Annotated in this window: 19 protein-coding genes and 1 pseudogene; 7 read left to right on the forward strand and 13 right to left on the reverse strand. The window is 24.0% G+C overall.

The genetic code is table 4. From position 1 onward, the window contains the following. Positions 1-49: 49 nt before the first annotated feature. The 4 genes from M0D11_RS02515 to M0D11_RS02530 form a co-directional block, all read right to left on the reverse strand. Positions 50-1,033 carry a hypothetical protein gene (locus M0D11_RS02515; protein ID WP_252319807.1) on the reverse strand — a complete coding sequence of 328 codons (984 nt, stop codon included), beginning with the start codon at positions 1,031-1,033 and terminating at the stop codon, positions 50-52. Between the two features lie 672 nt (positions 1,034-1,705). Next, positions 1,706-1,867 (reverse strand): hypothetical protein, encoded by a 162-nt coding sequence (locus M0D11_RS02520; protein WP_252319809.1) that lies wholly within the window; start codon positions 1,865-1,867, stop codon positions 1,706-1,708. A 358-nt stretch (positions 1,868-2,225) separates the two neighbouring features. Further along, positions 2,226-2,627 (reverse strand): hypothetical protein, encoded by a 402-nt coding sequence (locus M0D11_RS02525; RefSeq protein WP_252319811.1) that lies wholly within the window; start codon positions 2,625-2,627, stop codon positions 2,226-2,228. A gap of 342 nt (positions 2,628-2,969) precedes the next feature. After that, complete coding sequence (locus tag M0D11_RS02530) at positions 2,970-3,107, reverse strand: hypothetical protein (protein ID WP_252319813.1); 138 nt, start codon at positions 3,105-3,107, stop codon at positions 2,970-2,972. Between the two features lie 538 nt (positions 3,108-3,645). On the opposite strand from M0D11_RS02530, the pseudogene M0D11_RS02535 reads away from it, so the two are divergent. Beyond that, positions 3,646-4,423 (forward strand): annotated as a pseudogene (locus M0D11_RS02535) (IS5 family transposase). 20 nt (positions 4,424-4,443) lie between these two features. Beyond that, positions 4,444-5,052, forward strand: coding sequence for a hypothetical protein (locus tag M0D11_RS02540; protein ID WP_252319815.1), 609 nt, complete (start codon positions 4,444-4,446; stop codon positions 5,050-5,052). 96 nt (positions 5,053-5,148) lie between these two features. Here the strand turns inward: M0D11_RS02540 and udk are convergent, their stop codons facing one another. The 8 genes from udk to M0D11_RS02580 form a co-directional block, all read right to left on the reverse strand. Beyond that, positions 5,149-5,772, reverse strand: coding sequence for a uridine kinase (gene udk / locus M0D11_RS02545; RefSeq protein ID WP_174481256.1), 624 nt, complete (start codon positions 5,770-5,772; stop codon positions 5,149-5,151). Positions 5,773-5,788: 16 nt separating this feature from the next. Next, a complete protein-coding gene (ruvX, locus tag M0D11_RS02550; RefSeq protein ID WP_174481257.1) occupies positions 5,789-6,214 on the reverse strand; it encodes a Holliday junction resolvase RuvX in 426 nt (141 codons plus the stop codon). A gap of 75 nt (positions 6,215-6,289) precedes the next feature. Then, positions 6,290-6,442, reverse strand: coding sequence for a hypothetical protein (locus M0D11_RS02555; protein WP_252319817.1), 153 nt, complete (start codon positions 6,440-6,442; stop codon positions 6,290-6,292). A gap of 368 nt (positions 6,443-6,810) precedes the next feature. Next, on the reverse strand, positions 6,811-7,290 hold the full coding sequence (locus tag M0D11_RS02560; RefSeq protein ID WP_252319819.1) for a hypothetical protein: 480 nt from the start codon (positions 7,288-7,290) through the stop codon (positions 6,811-6,813). Between the two features lie 182 nt (positions 7,291-7,472). Further along, positions 7,473-8,093, reverse strand: a complete 621-nt coding sequence (locus M0D11_RS02565; RefSeq protein WP_252318950.1) for an IS1595 family transposase — start codon at positions 8,091-8,093, stop codon at positions 7,473-7,475. A 140-nt stretch (positions 8,094-8,233) separates the two neighbouring features. Then, positions 8,234-9,058 (reverse strand): hypothetical protein, encoded by an 825-nt coding sequence (locus M0D11_RS02570; protein WP_252319821.1) that lies wholly within the window; start codon positions 9,056-9,058, stop codon positions 8,234-8,236. Positions 9,059-9,390: 332 nt separating this feature from the next. After that, positions 9,391-10,011, reverse strand: a complete 621-nt coding sequence (locus M0D11_RS02575) for an IS1595 family transposase (RefSeq protein WP_252318950.1) — start codon at positions 10,009-10,011, stop codon at positions 9,391-9,393. A 140-nt stretch (positions 10,012-10,151) separates the two neighbouring features. Then, positions 10,152-10,439, reverse strand: coding sequence for a hypothetical protein (locus M0D11_RS02580; protein WP_252319823.1), 288 nt, complete (start codon positions 10,437-10,439; stop codon positions 10,152-10,154). Between the two features lie 302 nt (positions 10,440-10,741). Here M0D11_RS02580 and M0D11_RS02585 point away from each other — a divergent pair. The 5 genes from M0D11_RS02585 to M0D11_RS02605 all read left to right on the forward strand — a co-directional run bounded on the left by M0D11_RS02585 (position 10,742) and on the right by M0D11_RS02605 (position 17,842). After that, a protein-coding gene (locus M0D11_RS02585) for an IS5 family transposase (RefSeq protein WP_368862531.1) occupies positions 10,742-11,531 on the forward strand; the annotation gives its coding sequence in 2 pieces (ribosomal slippage) (positions 10,742-11,010 and positions 11,009-11,531; 792 coding nt in all). 497 nt (positions 11,532-12,028) lie between these two features. Then, entirely contained in the window at positions 12,029-13,057 is a 1,029-nt protein-coding gene (gene plsX, locus M0D11_RS02590; RefSeq protein ID WP_252319825.1) for a phosphate acyltransferase PlsX, read from the forward strand. A gap of 28 nt (positions 13,058-13,085) precedes the next feature. Continuing rightward, positions 13,086-13,805 (forward strand): ribonuclease III, encoded by a 720-nt coding sequence (rnc, locus tag M0D11_RS02595; protein ID WP_252319827.1) that lies wholly within the window; start codon positions 13,086-13,088, stop codon positions 13,803-13,805. A gap of 2 nt (positions 13,806-13,807) precedes the next feature. After that, positions 13,808-17,359: an ABC transporter permease gene (locus M0D11_RS02600; RefSeq protein WP_252319829.1), complete on the forward strand. Its 3,552-nt coding sequence runs from the start codon at positions 13,808-13,810 to the stop codon at positions 17,357-17,359. Positions 17,360-17,476: 117 nt separating this feature from the next. Continuing rightward, positions 17,477-17,842, forward strand: coding sequence for a hypothetical protein (locus M0D11_RS02605; protein WP_252319831.1), 366 nt, complete (start codon positions 17,477-17,479; stop codon positions 17,840-17,842). On the opposite strand, the gene M0D11_RS02610 is transcribed toward M0D11_RS02605, so the two are convergent. After that, positions 17,807-17,995: hypothetical protein (locus M0D11_RS02610; protein ID WP_252319833.1), on the reverse strand; the 189-nt coding region annotated here is incomplete at its 5' end. The two genes, M0D11_RS02605 and M0D11_RS02610, sit on opposite strands and share 36 nt — an antisense overlap.

Consider the following 17,995-nt stretch of genomic DNA (forward strand, 5'->3'; position numbering starts at 1 on the left):
TACCTAAAAAATAACCAAATATTTGGTTATTTTTAGTATATTTTTAAATTTATTTTACTTGGTATTTAATAGTTGCATTTATATTAAAAAAAGAATTTGGTAAATGTTTGTTTTCATCATCATAATTATGTAAATTTCCTCCCACATTATTAAGTTTTAATTCTTGATTATCAGTAATTATCATTTGTTCTGGTTTAAAACGAAAATAAATTCCTTGTTCCATTAATCCAATTTTATAATGTGATATTCTAATTTGTCTGACATAATTTTCCAATTTTGTAAAAATTTCTTTTTTATTTGTTTCTGTAGGTTTTACATCTATAATTCAAGGATCTATTTTAAATTTTGCTTCGATAGATTTTTGAAGAAATGCAAAATACTCTTTGTATGCCTTAACATATTCCTTGCCATATCTTTCTTTATCAGCGGCTGTTTTTATTTTTTTAATAATTTTTTCTAATTTTTCTTCTTCAGTATCAATTTTTGTAATTATAATGTTAACTTTTCCTGCATATTTACTGTCAGCTTTAGCATGTAGTTCTGCTGAACCAGCAGTTCCTTCAGATGCTGCTTTGAAGTTTTTAATTTCAACATCATTAGCAGTTACATCTTTATTTTGTTTAATGATTTCATCAAGAACTGCTTTTTCAGTATTAAATTTGTTACCATCAACTTCTTTGTTAGTAATTTTACTGTCTAAAGCAATTTTGTCTTTTGCAGTAATTGTAATGTTAACTTGTCCTGTATATTTACTGTCAGCTTTAGCATGTAGTTCTGCTGAACCATTTTTAATTTCTGATGCAGTAATAAAGTTTTTAATTTCAACATGTTCAGATGTTATTTCTTCATTTAAACGAATAATTTCATTAAGAACTGTTTCTTCAGTATTAAATTTGTTACCGTCAACTTCTAACTTAGTAATGATAGAACTTAATTCTTTTTTTGCTTCTGATTTTGTGCTTTTTGTAGCGACAACAGCTATTGTTGTTGTTGCTGCTGCAACGACAACTAATGAACTTGGGCACTTAGGCACTTAGCCCTTTTTACTAGACCATTAATTTAAAAAACCTGAATGTATTCGAAAAACAATTGTGTTATATAATTAACACTAATTTTGACATGAAAGGATTTACAATGGATAAAATTAAAAATAAATAGAATTATTTATTAGAAAATTAAATATTAATCAAAAATTAAAATTATTGATCATTGCAAGAATCAATATTCGATTAGACATCTTCAATATCTTCAATTAAACAGATCAACATATTACTTTTTAAACAAACAAAAACCTATTAAAAAAAGAAGAATCACCATCATTGTAACTATAAATACTAAAATTATAAATTTTTTAATTGAATTTCATTCTACAAGAAAAGGTAGAATTCTATGGATATTTACGTGAATTTTTTTCAGCATTTAAAAGAATGATTAAAAACAAGAAAAAACATTCACTTAAATATAGAATTATCAATAAAACAATGCGAAAATTATGAAAGATCACAACATCCAAGGTTTAAAACAACCAAAATAATAATAGTAAAATAAAAGACTGCACATAAATGAATACCACACGGATAAAGTCAAAAAATTATAAAATCACAACTTCTTCTAATCAAATTTGATCAATGGATACTAAACAACAATACTAAAGAAGGCTGATTATACCTTTTGGTAATTATTTTTATTCAAATAATGTTGTTAGTTATAATACTGTTTCTAATAAATCATATAAAAGATTTAATAAAACGTTTTGAAAAATAATACAACAATTTTCTTTAAAACAAATCAAAAGCGTTATTTTACATTCAGATAATGCTGTTGAATTTATTGCCAAGACATATCCAACTGAACTATTGACAAACAAATAATCTTAAGCAAAAAGCAACCTTAAGGATATTGGCGGTAATGTTCTATCAGAAAACTGATTCTCACATTTATCTCAAGAATGATTACCTGCTTCATAAATGATGTAAATCAATATGTTATGTTTTATAATTATGAAAGAATACATTCTAAATTTCTAAAACCACCAATTTTACAAATTAAAATTTAGAAAAAAGAGTGGTCCATAATTACAACCACACCTTGTCAAGAAAAGTGGACAATAAAAGTAACCTTTTATTAAATTTTATAAAATAGTATTTGTAAGTGTTAAATTTATAGGTATGAAGTAATTATTTGTTAATTTGGAATGAGCTAATCGATATTCGATTGACTCATTCCTAATTTGATTTGAGGTCGATGGTGGTTATTATAAAGTAAATATATTTAGGTAAGTTGTCTTGTATTCATTCAATAGTTCTATTTTTTCTTGGAATTTGATATAAAAATTCTGTTTTCATTGTTCCAAATCAAGATTCAGTAGCACCATTATCACAAGAATTACCTCTTCTAGACATTGAAATTTTTATTTTTAATTCATCACATAAAGTTTTATATGAAGGATTTGTATAGTGAAATCCTTGATCTGATTGCAAAATTCATGAATTAGGTTTTTGAGCATTAACTCAAGCTTGAATAATATTTTGGACAACAAATGTCATATCTAAACTTGGTTTTATTTTATAATCTAATATTTTATTATATGAAAATCTTAATAATTGATAAATAATATGTTTTACCATTAGTTAATAAATAAGTTATATCAGTACCTAATTTTTTGATTTAAATCAGTGGTTGAAAAATCACAGCCTTTAATAAATTATCATATCTTAAACTTCCGATTTAGTTCTAATCAAATTTCTTTATGCGAACTTACTTTTAAACCCATATTTCATATATCTATATACAACATGAAATTTTAATTTAAATTATAAATTTTATTAATTCATAAAGTTAATATTTATAACCATAAATTTCTTGAAATTCATAAAAATATTTTTAATTATATTAGCCAAAATGTATCTCATTTATTAAATTCATTCATTCCATTCTTAATTCACTATAATATCCTGATTTTGAAACATTTAGCAATCAACATAAATAACTAATCTGATATTTTTCTTCAAGGAGAAAATCACAAAAATATTTCTTCTTTGTCGATTTTTCAAATACTCTTTTATATCATTCATTGCCTCAATATATTCAATAATTTGTTTTGTCATGTCATTAAATTTAAAGATTTGGGTCGACCTGTTTTTTTTTTTTGGTTTTTTAGCACGAATTTACTTTCGCTATTTCCTAAAACCTTTCACCTAATAATTTATATGCTTTAATTCATTCTTTTATTGATGATCGACCAATACCATACTCTAATGTGTTTTATCAATTGTTTTGTTTTTACTTATTTTTATTATTTTTAACTTTTCTTTTGATAATCATTTAGCCACAAAAATGAACACCTTCCTTAAAGCATTTTTAACACAAAGGTTAAGCACCCTGTGTCTACTTTATTCTAGATGTTCAAAAATTTGAAAATATAATATAAGTACCAGAGATAATAAATTTATTGAGAAATAAAGACCAAAGTAGGTTCTTTTTCATACGATAATTGATATTAAAAAGGCAATATTTATTTAACTTCGCTGGTGGAGTAATAATTCTTAATAATAAAATAAATTTAAAACTATGCTATTGAACCTGTTAAAGAATCTTTTATAAAATAATGTAAAATGATTATATATTTTAAGATAAGGGGTATATATGCATAAAAATTATCCAAGTCATGTCACCAAAGAACAATTTGAGAACATAAGATCAATTTTAGAAATAGCAAAAGAAAACAAAACCGCAAGTTTAGATTTGAGCATAGTTATTTGTAATTTCATATGTATTAAAAGTGGTTGTCAATGAAGAATGCTACCAAAAAAATTTTTCCAAATGATAAACTGTATATTATTATTTTCAAATTTGAAGTAAAAATAATGGTAAAGAACCTAGTATATTGCAATTAATTTTAAAAAAAATTAGTTAAAAAAGTTCGAATCAACAATAATCGCAAAGAACAAACCAGTTTTTGTATAATTGATTCGCAAAGTGTTAAAAATACAGATACTACTGAAAATAAAGGTTATGATGCTGGTAAAAAGATTTCAGGAATAAAGCGTCATATTGTTGTTGATTCTCAAGGCTTACCACATGCAATTTACATAACCACAGCAGAAAAAACAGATCGTAATAGTGCTATAATAATGATTGAAAATGAAAAAGAAAATCTTTCTGCAGTTCAAAAAATAATAGTAGATGCTGGTTATACTGGTGGTGTAATTTGTTTGAAATCAAACAATCATAAATGCAAATGTTGAAGAAAACGTAATGACCACATACTTTTGTAGTATTACCAAAAAGATGAATTGTAGAACGAATGCTGCTTGATTAGAAAAAATACAGAAGATTATGAAAAAATTGTGAAAGAAAAAGTAAATACTATTTACAAATGGTTGTCTTTGCCTTTATTTCAGTTTTATTAAAAAGATTTTAAACAGGTTCTTAGTTTCGGGTATGGTAACTGATATTACTTATTTAAAAAATAATATTTATGTAACAACTTTTGATGGTTTTTATAAATATAATATTAATACTGAAATTGCTGAAAAAATAAATTTACCAAACAATCTAATGGTTAATTCTATATTTATTGATAAAAATGAAAACATTTATCTTGCTATTTATAAATCTATAAATAAACCTATAAGTTATAGTGTGTTAATTATAAAAAAAGGTCAATCTGAAGCCAAACCAATAATTGGAGATGATTTTTTTAACATTAACGATACAGTATTAATAACAGAAATAAATAGTAAAATATATTTTTATAGTTTAAATTTAGCAAGTAAAAAAGCAAAATTATATTATAGTGATTTAGATAGTAATAAAGTAAATTATGTATTAGATTTATCAATTAATGTTCAAACATTATTTAATTTAAATAATGAACTTGGTTTAGTAACACATGAAAATGGAAATACAGTAATTGAAGTTTTAAATATTGATAGTATAGAAAAAAAATATGAAATAAAAAATAGTGTTTATGAGCAAATAATGCAAATACAGAAATTTAATATTTTATCTCTTTTAAATGAAAATAAAATTGATTATTTAAGTTGATAATCTTCTTGTTAACTTAAAAAAATAATAAAAAACAATTTAAAAATCCATCTTTAAGATGCATTTTATTGTTATTTTAAAAATTAAAGCTTAAAGCAATTATTTAATAATTGCTTTAATTTTAGTAGCAATAATATCAATAGCTACAGTATTATGAAAATCAAAAGGAATAATAATATCAGCATAACGTTTAGTTGGTTCAACAAAAGCATCATGCATAGGTTTAACAGTTAATGCATATTGTTGTAAAACACTGTCAAGAGTACGATTTCTAAAACTAACATCTCGTTTAATTCTTCTTAGTAGTCTAGTATCACTATCAGTATCAACAAAAATTTTGATAGTAGATAATTCACGAATAATAGGATTTTCTAAAGCAAAAATACCATCCAGAATGATAACATCACCTGGACCAATAATCTCAGTGTTTTTACTGCGACTATTGATTTTAAAATCATAAATAGGCTCTTCAATAGCATTGCCAAGTAATAATTGTTCTAAATCATGAATTAATAATTTCATATCAATAGCATTAGGATGATCAAAATTAGTTTTTTTTCTTTCTTCAACTTTTAAGTTACTAAGGTCATGATAATAATTATCCATTTGTACAAAAATGACATTTTTTTTATTACAAGCTTCAGCAATTTTTTCTGCTACTGTTGTTTTTCCTGAAGCACTGCCGCCAGCGATAGCGATTAAATTAATTTTTTTATATTTCACATTTATCTCCTAAAATTTAAGATTGAGTTATTTTATCAAAGTATGATTGTAAAATAATAGCAGCAGCCAATTGATCTTTAACTTGTTTTCTTTTATTTGAAGAAACATTAGATTTAATTAATATTTGCTGCGAAGAATAGGTAGTTCTTCTTTCATCTTGTAAAACAATATTTAGTTTATCATTATTTTGTGTTAATTTAAATTTATCAATAAAATTTAAAACAATTTTTGCGCTGGGGCCGACTGTGCTATCCATGTTTAAAGGGTAACCAAAAACAAGAATATCAGCATCATATTCTTTAATAGCATTTTGGAGTTGGATAATAGCATTATTAAAATCATGCTCTGGGAAACGAATAGTTTTTCAAGAAAAAGCAATTTTTCCTTCACCACGAGCAAGCCCTAATGTTTTACTACCTAAATCAATGCCTAAATATTTCATAAATTTATTATACTTAATATTTTTTTAATTTTAATAATATATTAATTTTATAAAAAAATATTTTTTATATTGTAACTATAATAAAAATGTATTATGTCTATAAATTTTTATCTTTTTTATATTGTTTTTTTCTTCTGCAATTCTTTTTTTTAATCTTTCTTCTTCAAATTGTTTTTTATTTTCTGCATCTTGTTTTCTTAACTTTTCAATTTCCTTATCTTTATCCATAATAAAAAGTTCCTCTTTTCTAATGTTAAACTTTGGATTATTTTTTTCTTTTTTTTAAAAATATCCATAAATTAGTATAAATATTTTTTAAAAAAAATATATTTTTAAGTTATATTATGAATTAAGCAAATAAAATCATTTTTTTGTTTAATAATGGAAATTGATCTGAATCATAATCAATGGTATTTATTAACTTTGGATCAATTTTTTTTGTATTTGAATATATTACTTTATAAGTCTTATTTGCTTCATTTATGCTGTCTTGTATTTTTATTACTTCTGATTTATTAAAAATTGGAATATTACTATTGTTTTCTATTTCAATTAATTTTTCTTCTAGTAAACTTATGTTTGGTTTATGAAAATATCTAATTTTTTTTTATTAAAGTTTCAAAATTAAAGATTTTATAAAAATTTGAAATAGAAAGAGAAAACATTTGAGAACCTGTTGCTAAGAAAAAAAATAATCATGTTTCTCATTTTTTTAATTTTAATTCAAGTAGAACATGAGATTTTGTAACTTCATATTTAGTAAGTAGTGTTGTTGCTGTTTTAGTAATATTAGTAAAAACAGCATTCAAAAAAAATAAAAATATTGCCATTGAAAATTTTCCATAATTTGATTGTTTTGTAATTCAGTTTGAAATTATTTGAGGACAAATATTAGTTTTAATTTTTAATGTTTCTAATCCTCATTTAAATATGGAATTAACTGGTCGTATAGAAAAATAAGTGATTGTATTTGCTAATATAATATTTGGTTTAGTAAAATATTTAATTCAATCACTTATTTTAAAGTTTTCTTGTATAGCATTTGCTATTGCACCTGTCATTATAGAATGTGCCATTAGTCATGTTATTGATTCTAAAAATAAATCAAATAATGAATAATTTATTCTTTCTTTTCATTCTAAAGTATCTAAATTTGATTTTTTTAATTTATTTAGGCTTTTCTCCCTTTATGTACTATTTTTAAATTTTATCACATAAATGCTGAGAAAAGCCTATCTACGGACTTCTCCCCACATTTTTAAATCAAACATAGCATTACAATTTCAAAACTAGGTATCTTATTGAATTTATATGCAGCTTCTTTTGCATATAAATGAACATGATGTTTTGCAACTTTGATATGTGTTTTAAATGTTCTTCTTATATGTTTTCAAACTGATTCAATTTGGTTGGTATTTACACCAGTTTTTGAAACATAGCTATCTTGATGATTGACTGTTTCATGCTTAGTGAAAACCGATTTAAAATCGCAATATCCTTTTCAAAAATCAGTATGTACATGACACTTTGAAGAAATGTGGTTTCTTGCAAACTGCAAAAGATTTTTACTTTTTGCATTTTTCAATACTTTCACAATTAATTTATTGGTTGTTTTTTCATAAATACCAACAATCAAGGTTTTATTCACCAAGGATCTTCCTTGTTTTTTAAAACCCATATGTGAAAGATACATTTCATCCATTTGCACTATGCCCTCAACAATAAATTGTGATTCTTGTTTGGCAATACAAGTTCTGATTTTATGACCCATTCTTCAAGCAGTTTTCAAAGTTACCCCCAATTCTTTTGCAACATCAGTTGATGGAATTCCATGTTTGGTGTTTATTCATCTAAAGATGAGATAAAACCAAGATTTCAAAGGTATTTGTGACTTGTAAAAAATGGTGCCATGAAGAATACTAAATGTTTGATGACATTTCAAACATCTTATTCTTCTTAAATCAGAAGTATTCAAATTTGTTCAATAACACCTGATACATTTATTTTCCTTCAAACTTACTATATATTTCAAACAATCTTGTTCTGTTTGAAAAGTATTGTTGAACTCATTCAATTTCATTGTTTCCTCCACAAGTACATGTGGGGAGAAGTCCGTTTATTTAAATTATCAATCACTTTGTTTGCCGAAGATGTTAGTTCTTTTATTATAGTATTATCAATAGGCTTCTTTAAACAATTAAAGTCACTAATTTTTTCAACTTCTTTTTTAAAATTTGGATGATATTCAAAATCTGTCGGTTTTGGAAGATTATTAAGTTTTTTTATTAAATTATTAATATGTTTTATTCGTGTCATATTATTTTTTAATTTTACTTCATTTTCTTCATATAAAAGGGTTAAAAATTCATGCTTATATTTTTTAAATGGTTCAATAGGAATTTTTTTAATTTTAAAATCATTTATTGAATTACTTTTTTGACTTTGGATTATATTTAAAATTGTATTTCTTGATCAATCAGCAATTGCTGAGGTAAAAAATGTCGTTAAAATAGTATCAATGAATGTTGTGAAATAGTTTTGTTTATTTTGAAATATTCCATAAAGATAATCTTCTGATGTATATTCTTGCTCATCAAAAATATATGTAGAAATTATTCTTTGTGCATTTTTTCCAGTAAATGCAATATAAACTAGTAGTAATCCTAACAATAAATTAGGTAATGTTTTTTTAATTTTGGCACTTATTGAAATATTGCTAGACGAAGTAGGAATATCAATAAGTTTTTGCATATATGTTAAATACTGATATAACTTTAATAAATTATCATAATTAATATTAATACTTAATTCTTGATTAAATGAGGTAATATTTTTTATAAACATATCTATATTATTAATAGAATTTATAGTAACGTTTTCTAAATAATAATAATATTTTAGATTTGATTTTTCGCCTCCTTTAACTTTGATAGGAGAGGAATCTAAAAGTTTATTATTCTTTAGGTCATCTGATAATTTGTCAATGTTTTCATATTTTTTAACGTGTTTATATAATTTATTATTTTTAATTAAAAATATTTCAAAAATAATTTGACTATTTGGAAAGGCAGTTCTTTTCGTTCAATATTTAAGGCTTTTCTCCCTTTATGTACTATTTTTAAATTTTATCACATAAATGCTGAGAAAAGCCTATCTACGGACTTCTCCCCACATTTTTAAATCAAACATAGCATTACAATTTCAAAACTAGGTATCTTATTGAATTTATATGCAGCTTCTTTTGCATATAAATGAACATGATGTTTTGCAACTTTGATATGTGTTTTAAATGTTCTTCTTATATGTTTTCAAACTGATTCAATTTGGTTGGTATTTACACCAGTTTTTGAAACATAGCTATCTTGATGATTGACTGTTTCATGCTTAGTGAAAACCGATTTAAAATCGCAATATCCTTTTCAAAAATCAGTATGTACATGACACTTTGAAGAAATGTGGTTTCTTGCAAACTGCAAAAGATTTTTACTTTTTGCATTTTTCAATACTTTCACAATTAATTTATTGGTTGTTTTTTCATAAATACCAACAATCAAGGTTTTATTCACCAAGGATCTTCCTTGTTTTTTAAAACCCATATGTGAAAGATACATTTCATCCATTTGCACTATGCCCTCAACAATAAATTGTGATTCTTGTTTGGCAATACAAGTTCTGATTTTATGACCCATTCTTCAAGCAGTTTTCAAAGTTACCCCCAATTCTTTTGCAACATCAGTTGATGGAATTCCATGTTTGGTGTTTATTCATCTAAAGATGAGATAAAACCAAGATTTCAAAGGTATTTGTGACTTGTAAAAAATGGTGCCATGAAGAATACTAAATGTTTGATGACATTTCAAACATCTTATTCTTCTTAAATCAGAAGTATTCAAATTTGTTCAATAACACCTGATACATTTATTTTCCTTCAAACTTACTATATATTTCAAACAATCTTGTTCTGTTTGAAAAGTATTGTTGAACTCATTCAATTTCATTGTTTCCTCCACAAGTACATGTGGGGAGAAGTCCGATATTTAAAATCATTTTTGTTTTTGTCATAAATTGTCATATAGGATTCATAAATAAGTGAATCAAGTTCATTAGATTTATTTCTAATTTCAGTTTTATATTCTCATTCTCCTTTATTATTTTTTCATTTCTTTGTTTTTCCACCAAACCGATTGTTATTTTTTGTTAATTTTATTTTTTTTAAATTTCTCATTTTTACTCCTTTTTAATTATAAAAGTTTTATTTAATATATTAATTTGTTATTAATAACAGTAGTTATATATTTTAAAAAGGATCATATTACAAGATCCTCAAAAGCAGTAGTATTAATTTTTTTGAATTAGTTTTACTATAACAATTTATAAGTATTTTAAAATCATATCCAAAAAATTACTGTTTATAAGTAAAGTTTTTAGTTGTGTTATTAATTTTTTCCCAATACCTTCTTAGAACCTGTTTGGAATCTTTTATAAAATAACGTAAAATGACTATATATTTTAAGATAAGGGGTATATATGCATAAAAATTATCCAAGTCATGTTACTAAAGAACAATTTGAGAACATAAGATCAATTTTAGAAAATAGCAAAAAGAAAACAAAACCAAGAAATTTAGATTTATATGAAGTATTTTGTGCAGTTTTATATGTATTAAAAAGTGGATGTCAATGAAGAATGTTACCAAAAAATTTTCCAAAATGACAAACTGTATATTATTATTTTCAAATTTGAAGTAAAAATAGTGATAAAGAACCTAGCACTTGACAAGTAATTTTAAAAAAAATTAGTTAGAAAAGTTCGTATCAATAATGGTAGAAAAGAACAAACTAGTTTTTGTATAATTGATTCACAAAGTGTTAAGAACACAGATACTGCTAAAAATAAAGGTTATGATGCTGGTAAAAAAATTTCAGGAATAAAGCGTCATATTGCTGTTGATTCTCAAGGCTTACCACATGCAATTTACATAACCACAGCAGAAAAAACAGATCGTAACAGTGCTATAATAATGATTGAAAATGAAAAAGAAAATTTATCTAAAGTTCAAAAAATACTAGTAGATGCTGGTTATACTGGTGAAAAATTTGCTTTTAAAATCAAAACAATCATAAATGCAAATGTTGAAGTTATCAAACGTAATGAATTACATTCTTTTGTATTATTGCCAAAAAGATGAGTTGTAGAACGAAGTTTTGCATGATTAGAAAAATGCAGAAGATTATGAAAAAATTGTGAAAGAAAATTAAATACTAGCTTACAAATGGTTGTTCTTTCCTTTATTTCAATTTTATTAAAAAGATCCTAAACAGGTTCTTAGATATATAATAAGAAGTAACTAAATTCTAAAGTTTTTAAAATAAAATACAATAAAAATTATTTTTAATTAACTTTATTTTTATTTTTATGAATAATAATCAATTTAATATTTTTTTAATTCTTTGATTATTTTTGATTTTAGTAAAATTATGATAAGATATTTTTATATTTATATTAGTTTTTTGCTTTTAAAGTTTTTTTATTAATAAAATAAATAAAAGGGTTTTGGTCTTTAAAAAAAACTGGTGTAAATAAAAACAATTATTTAGAAAATCAATATCAAAATAATTAGAGATAAATTGTTTTTTAACTTTTTACTAGCAAATAATGAAATATTCATATTTAAAAATAAATAAATAAATGCAGTATTAGTTGGATTGTTAATCTTAAGGAATTAAAAAAATTAACGTATAATTAAACTATCAATAATTATAATATAATATTATTTAAGGTTTCTTAAATTATTTTTTGTTTTTAGGAGGAACTATGAAAATTGCTTTTGATGTAATGGGTTCAGACCATGGTAGTTTGCCCGCTATTGCTGCAGCGTTAGAAGTTATTAAAGAATTCAAAAACGTTGAAATTTGTTTAGTTGGTGATGAAAAACAAATTAATGGAAACTTGCAGATTTTATTAAAAAATAAGCCATTATCATCAAGAATAACAATACTAGCAACAACCCAAGTAATAACTATGAATGATGGTCCACTCGCTGGTATTAGAATGACTGATTCTTCTATGAATCAAGCCATTCAGTTAGTTAAAAATAAAAAAGCAGATGGGATTCTAACTTCTGGTTCAACTGCTGCCTATCTTGGTGCTTGTCATTTTTTATTAGGCGAAATCAAAGGCATTAAACGTCCGGCATTCATGCCAATTATGCCTACTTTAATAAAAGATCGACAAGTAGTATTATTGGATGTTGGAGCAAATATTGAAAACACTGTTGATGAATTAATTAATTTTGCATTAATGGGTCATATTTATTGTCAAACTATTCAAAATATTTCACGTCCTAAAATTGGTTTACTAAATATTGGTATTGAAGAAAGCAAAGGTCCAGAAGTAACTAAAGCAACATATGCTAAACTAAAACAATTAACACAAAAAAGTGAAAAGTTAAGTTTTTTAAATTTTCACGGTAATATTGAACCACGAAATGTTTTAAGTGGTGATGTTGATATTATTATTTGTGATGGTTATTCAGGTAATATTGTTTTAAAATCAGTTGAAGGCATGGCATCATTATTATTTACATTAATTAAAAATGGTTATAAAAAAAATTTATGAACTAAATTTTTAGGTTTAATGTCAATTGGTATTTTTAAAAATATTAAAAAGACTTTTGATTATAAGAATACAGGTGGTGCTCAATTAATAGGTATTAATGGCATTGCTTTTAAAGCACATGGATCTAGTGATAAAAAATCTTATTATAGTACTTTAAAACTTTTAATTCGTGCTATTGAGCAAGATGTTACTAATAAAATAGCTAAACAAATTCAAGAATTATAATTTATAAATAAGTATTAAGGAGAAAAATATGATTAATATTGAACATATTTTAAAATCGAGTATTTTAGAAAAAATTAAATCTAATCGTAATTATCGTGAAGCATTTACTCATCGTTCTTTTTCAAACGAACATAATTTAGATTATTCATATGAGCGATTAGAATTTTTGGGTGATTCGATTTTAGGGGAAAATATTTCAACTTACATTTGACACTTATTTCCAAATAAAGATGAGGGACAATTAACAAGTTTACGTAGTAAAGCAGTTAGACAAGAAACATTGGCAGCAGTGGCAATTGCTCTAGGATTACAAGATTATTTATTTTTGGGAAATGGTGAAAAAAATACAGGTGGACAACAACGCGAAAGCATTTTATCAGATGTTTTTGAATCATTTCTTGCTGCAGTATATCTTGATTTAGGAAATAGTGCAGTGAAAAAAATCTTAGACTTAACCTTATTTGAATTAATTAAAACTAATCAGTTAGAAACAATTATTGATTATAAAACTAAATTACAAGAATTAGTACAGGCAGAAAAAAGAGATCCTATTAATTATAAAACTATGGAACAAATTAAAAAAGATAATATTACTTATTTTATTGTTCATGTGTATTTAGATAATAAAATACTAATGGGGAAAGGAGTAGGAACAAATAAAAAGAAAGCTGAGCAAGAAGCAGCAAAGTCAGCTTTAGCAAAACTGTCAAAATCTAATTTATTAATAAGTGATCATAAGAAGCGATAAACATGTTTAAATTATTACGTAATTATATTCGTGAACAAAAAAACAATTTATTACAAATGTTTGGTTTAGGTTTTTTAGTAATGATTATGATTATTGCCTTTTTATCATTAAATTTTTCTAATAATTATTTATTTGAACAATATGTTAACGATATTGCTCATAATGAATTTAATCAATATACATTTTTTTCACCAATCGAATATGTTAATTTTGATGGAAAATATAATGAAAAAGATAAAGCTGGTTCTTATTTAAATAATATTAATTATTATCAAAAAGATAATACTATTGATAAAGAAAAGATGGCAAAAGCTACTTTTCAGTTAACAATACCAGATGCTACTAGACCTGATATATATCGTTTTACTTTTTATGGTGGGGACGCTAATAGTAAAGAATATTTTGCTATTGGTGATAGTCTTTTTAATGATACTAGCCATAATTATATTGATTTTAAAATTAATATTCCTATTAATTATCCATCTTATGATACTCATAAAGCAACGATAGAACAATATGCTAATATTCTAAATCAATATCTATATGATCCATTACATCCAGAAAATGCAACAAATTTTATGATTACTAGTGAAGCTGCTTTACAGTTTTATAACGATAATTTTAAGGGACAATTGTCATATGCTAATCGAAACTATAGTGAAATAGATATTAAAAATGAAGCTAAGTTATATGAAATAATGTCAATGGGAATGTTATATAAAGATATTGAATGACAACATGCTGTTATGGTCCGTGATTTATTAATTACTAGTAAAAATTTTGCTTTTATTGAAACAGGACCCGAATATATTGTTAATAAAGCAATTATTGTCAAAGATGGTGGCCCAAGTTTAACAGAAAAACCATTACAAGATAATGAAATTTTAATTTACAAACATTTTGCTGAACTAAATAATTTACATATTGGTCAAAATTATGTAATTGCTGGACAAACGTTTATTATTCGTGGTTATGCTACAAGCTCATTAGCAGCATTTGTTGGTCGTTATTTTGGTAATTCACTTGATTTAAAAAATAATACTGTCGCTTTTACTAATGGTAATACGATGCGCAAAGTTGAATCTGATTTAAAGGCATTTAGCAGTAATATTGATGATTTTTTTTTAGGTATTAATCCTGATTTGTCTAAAAATATTGATTCACAAATAAACAATGAATGAATTTATAATTATCTTCATGCAACTTATAAAACACCTACTGATATAGCAAGTACAAAATATTATAATAATGGTATTGATTATAATAAAATAGTTTCTCCTTTAAGTATCAATAATCTTAGATTTTATACTAGTATGCAAGAATGATCTTTTAGTTCCATTAATAATAGAATTAATGTTATTGAAGAGATTTCTAGTTTATTTTTAATTTTGATTTTTATTGTGACTACTATTATTATTTTTATTATTACTTTTAAAATGATTGATCGTAATAAAAAATTAATTGGAATTTTAAAAGCAACAGGATATAAAAGTTGACAGTTAAGTATATCATTAGTAATTTCAATTATTGCTCCTTTAATTATTTTTTCTATTATTGGTGTTTTAATTTCTATTCCAGTTGCGCATTATTTAATTTATATTACTAATATTAGTACTGTTGCCTTAATTAGTTATGGTTGGTACTTTAATATTGTTACCGCTATTTTATTACTTGTTATTCCAATCATTAGTTTAACTTTCATTAGTTTTTTAATGGTATTATTCTTATTAAGAAGTAAACCCTTAGATTTAATTACTAATAATATTTCAAAACAAAAATATAAAATAAATATTAGTTCAACTTTTACTTTTATTGCAAGATATGTGATTGGTAGATTTAGTTATCGTAATAAGTTGGCCGTTACTACTTCACTACGTAGTTTTGGTAAAACATTAATTATGTGTTTTACTAGTATTTTTGCTGCAACATTAGTATTCTTTGCGCTTGCTGCTAGTGGTTTAGTTAATAATATGTTAGGTTCACAATTTGCGGGAACTAATTTTAATTATCAAAATGGTTATCAATTTGATGATAATATTAAAACTAACTTTATTAATAACGAAAATAAATTAATGTATCAATTTAATAGTGTTGATAATATTAAAAGCAAAATTTCATTATATCCATATTTATTAGCTGCAATTAAACGATTTGATCCTCTTAATCCTAATAAATCAATTATGATTAATGTTCAAAATCGTTATATTATGGGTAGTGAATTATTAAAAATAAAACAGTGAATTGCTGCTAATCCATCAAAGATTCCACCCATAGTTAAGGATTTCTTAGAAAAAAATAAAATATTATTTAATTATTTAACCAATAATAATGGTAAAAGCAATACTGATTTATTGATAAGTTTTGGTTTAATTCCTTATGATGAACAGTATGAAGTACCATACACACAATTAGAACTTGATAAGGCTAGTTTGTTACTTCCTAATCAGCGTGGTGCTGTTTTTGATAATGATACACAAACCTTATCAAAAGAATCTTTTAAAAATTGAAGTGCACCAAGAACTGCTTATGGTATTGATGATAGTTTAAGTGATTTTTTATCTCTAAATTTTAGTATAAGTGATTTCTCTACTTTTAGTAAATTAAATTTAGCTGATATGGAAGTTTCTAATAATTGGCAAGATAAACAATTTATTAATATTCGTAATCATTTAATTCAAAAATTAGGAATTAAAAATCCAGATAGTAGTGCTGTTCAATTTATTCCAATGGCTACTTCTGTTTTACCTTCGGTTGTCAATGTTTATAATGGTGGAGAACAACTTAATAATAGTGTTATTTATAGGTATAAAGGATTAGATAATCAAATAAAATATATAATTGGTATTGCTTATGATTATATTAATAAATTAGATCCAAAAATAATAGTAATGCCTAAACTTTGGCTTAATGATATTTTGTTTGGTAGTAAAAGTGATTTATTAGAAAATAATTTTGCTAATAGTAAATTAAGCAAATTTACTGATAATGAGTTTAAACATTACTTACCAATTATTAGTAATAAAAATGATTATAATATTGATTTAGCACAAATTTCACACTCAGGATATTTGGAAAGTAAAGGTATTAGTACTTCATTATCATCAGTGTATGATATTAGTAATTTACGTAGTATTATGAAGAATAATCAATATAGTTTACAAATAATCATTTCATTTTTTGGTATTTTTAGTGTTATATTATCATTAATGATTATTGTTATTGTTACTAATATTAGTGTTCGTGATAATTTAATATTAATTAATATTTTATGAAGTTTAGGTTATACTGCATTAGAAGTTTCTTATAATTTCTTTCTGGTAATAATACCGGCATTGGTAATGAGTAGTTTGGTTGCTGTTTTTATTGTTCCTTCTTTAGTAATGGTACTTTCTAATTTATTAGCAACTTTTGCAAAAATCGCATTTCCTATTGTTTTTCGTTGATGATATTTTGCATTGATGATTAGTATAAATATTTTAATTTATTTAGTCTCATACATTATTACTTGAAAGTTAAACGTTAATAATAAACAATTAATGACATTAACTAAATAATATATAATCTGGTTTGCTGCTATTAAATAAAAAATTACACATTAAAATGTTTTAATTTTAAAAAATATTTTTAAATTGATAAAATTAATTTGAAGTATCAACTGAGGTTAGTGGAATATGGTAAAAATATTTTTTAATTATTTGCGTGAACAAAGAAAAAATATTATTCAAGTTTTAGGGTTAGGCTTTTTAGTTATGATTATGATTATAACTTTTTTAAGCATTCAATTTTCTGATCAATATGTAGAAAATCAATATTTAAATGATATTAGTCAAAATACTAATTTTCAAGAATTAAATGAATTACCAATTGAAAAAAATAGTTTTGAAAAAGAATATAATTATTATAAAACACATTTAGGATTATGATTGGAAAATATGTCATATTATAAACAAGATGATAGTATTGATACTTTTAAATTAAATCATGCAACTTTTCAAATTGCTTTAGTTAATGCTAATACCGATATCTCAATCCATTAATGACTGATTTTCTTGTTTATTTAATAGTAATCATGGTGGACCTTCTGTTGTAGTTGTAGTAGTTATTGGCATTGGTGTTGTTGGAATAATTGGAGTAATATTATTCTTTGTTCATTTACTATAATTTGCTAATCCAATTGTTCCTAAACCAAG

Origin of the sequence: Spiroplasma endosymbiont of Lariophagus distinguendus, assembly GCF_023846195.1 — a bacterium.
GTDB lineage: Bacteria > Bacillota_I > Bacilli_A > Mycoplasmatales > VBWQ01 > Spiroplasma_E.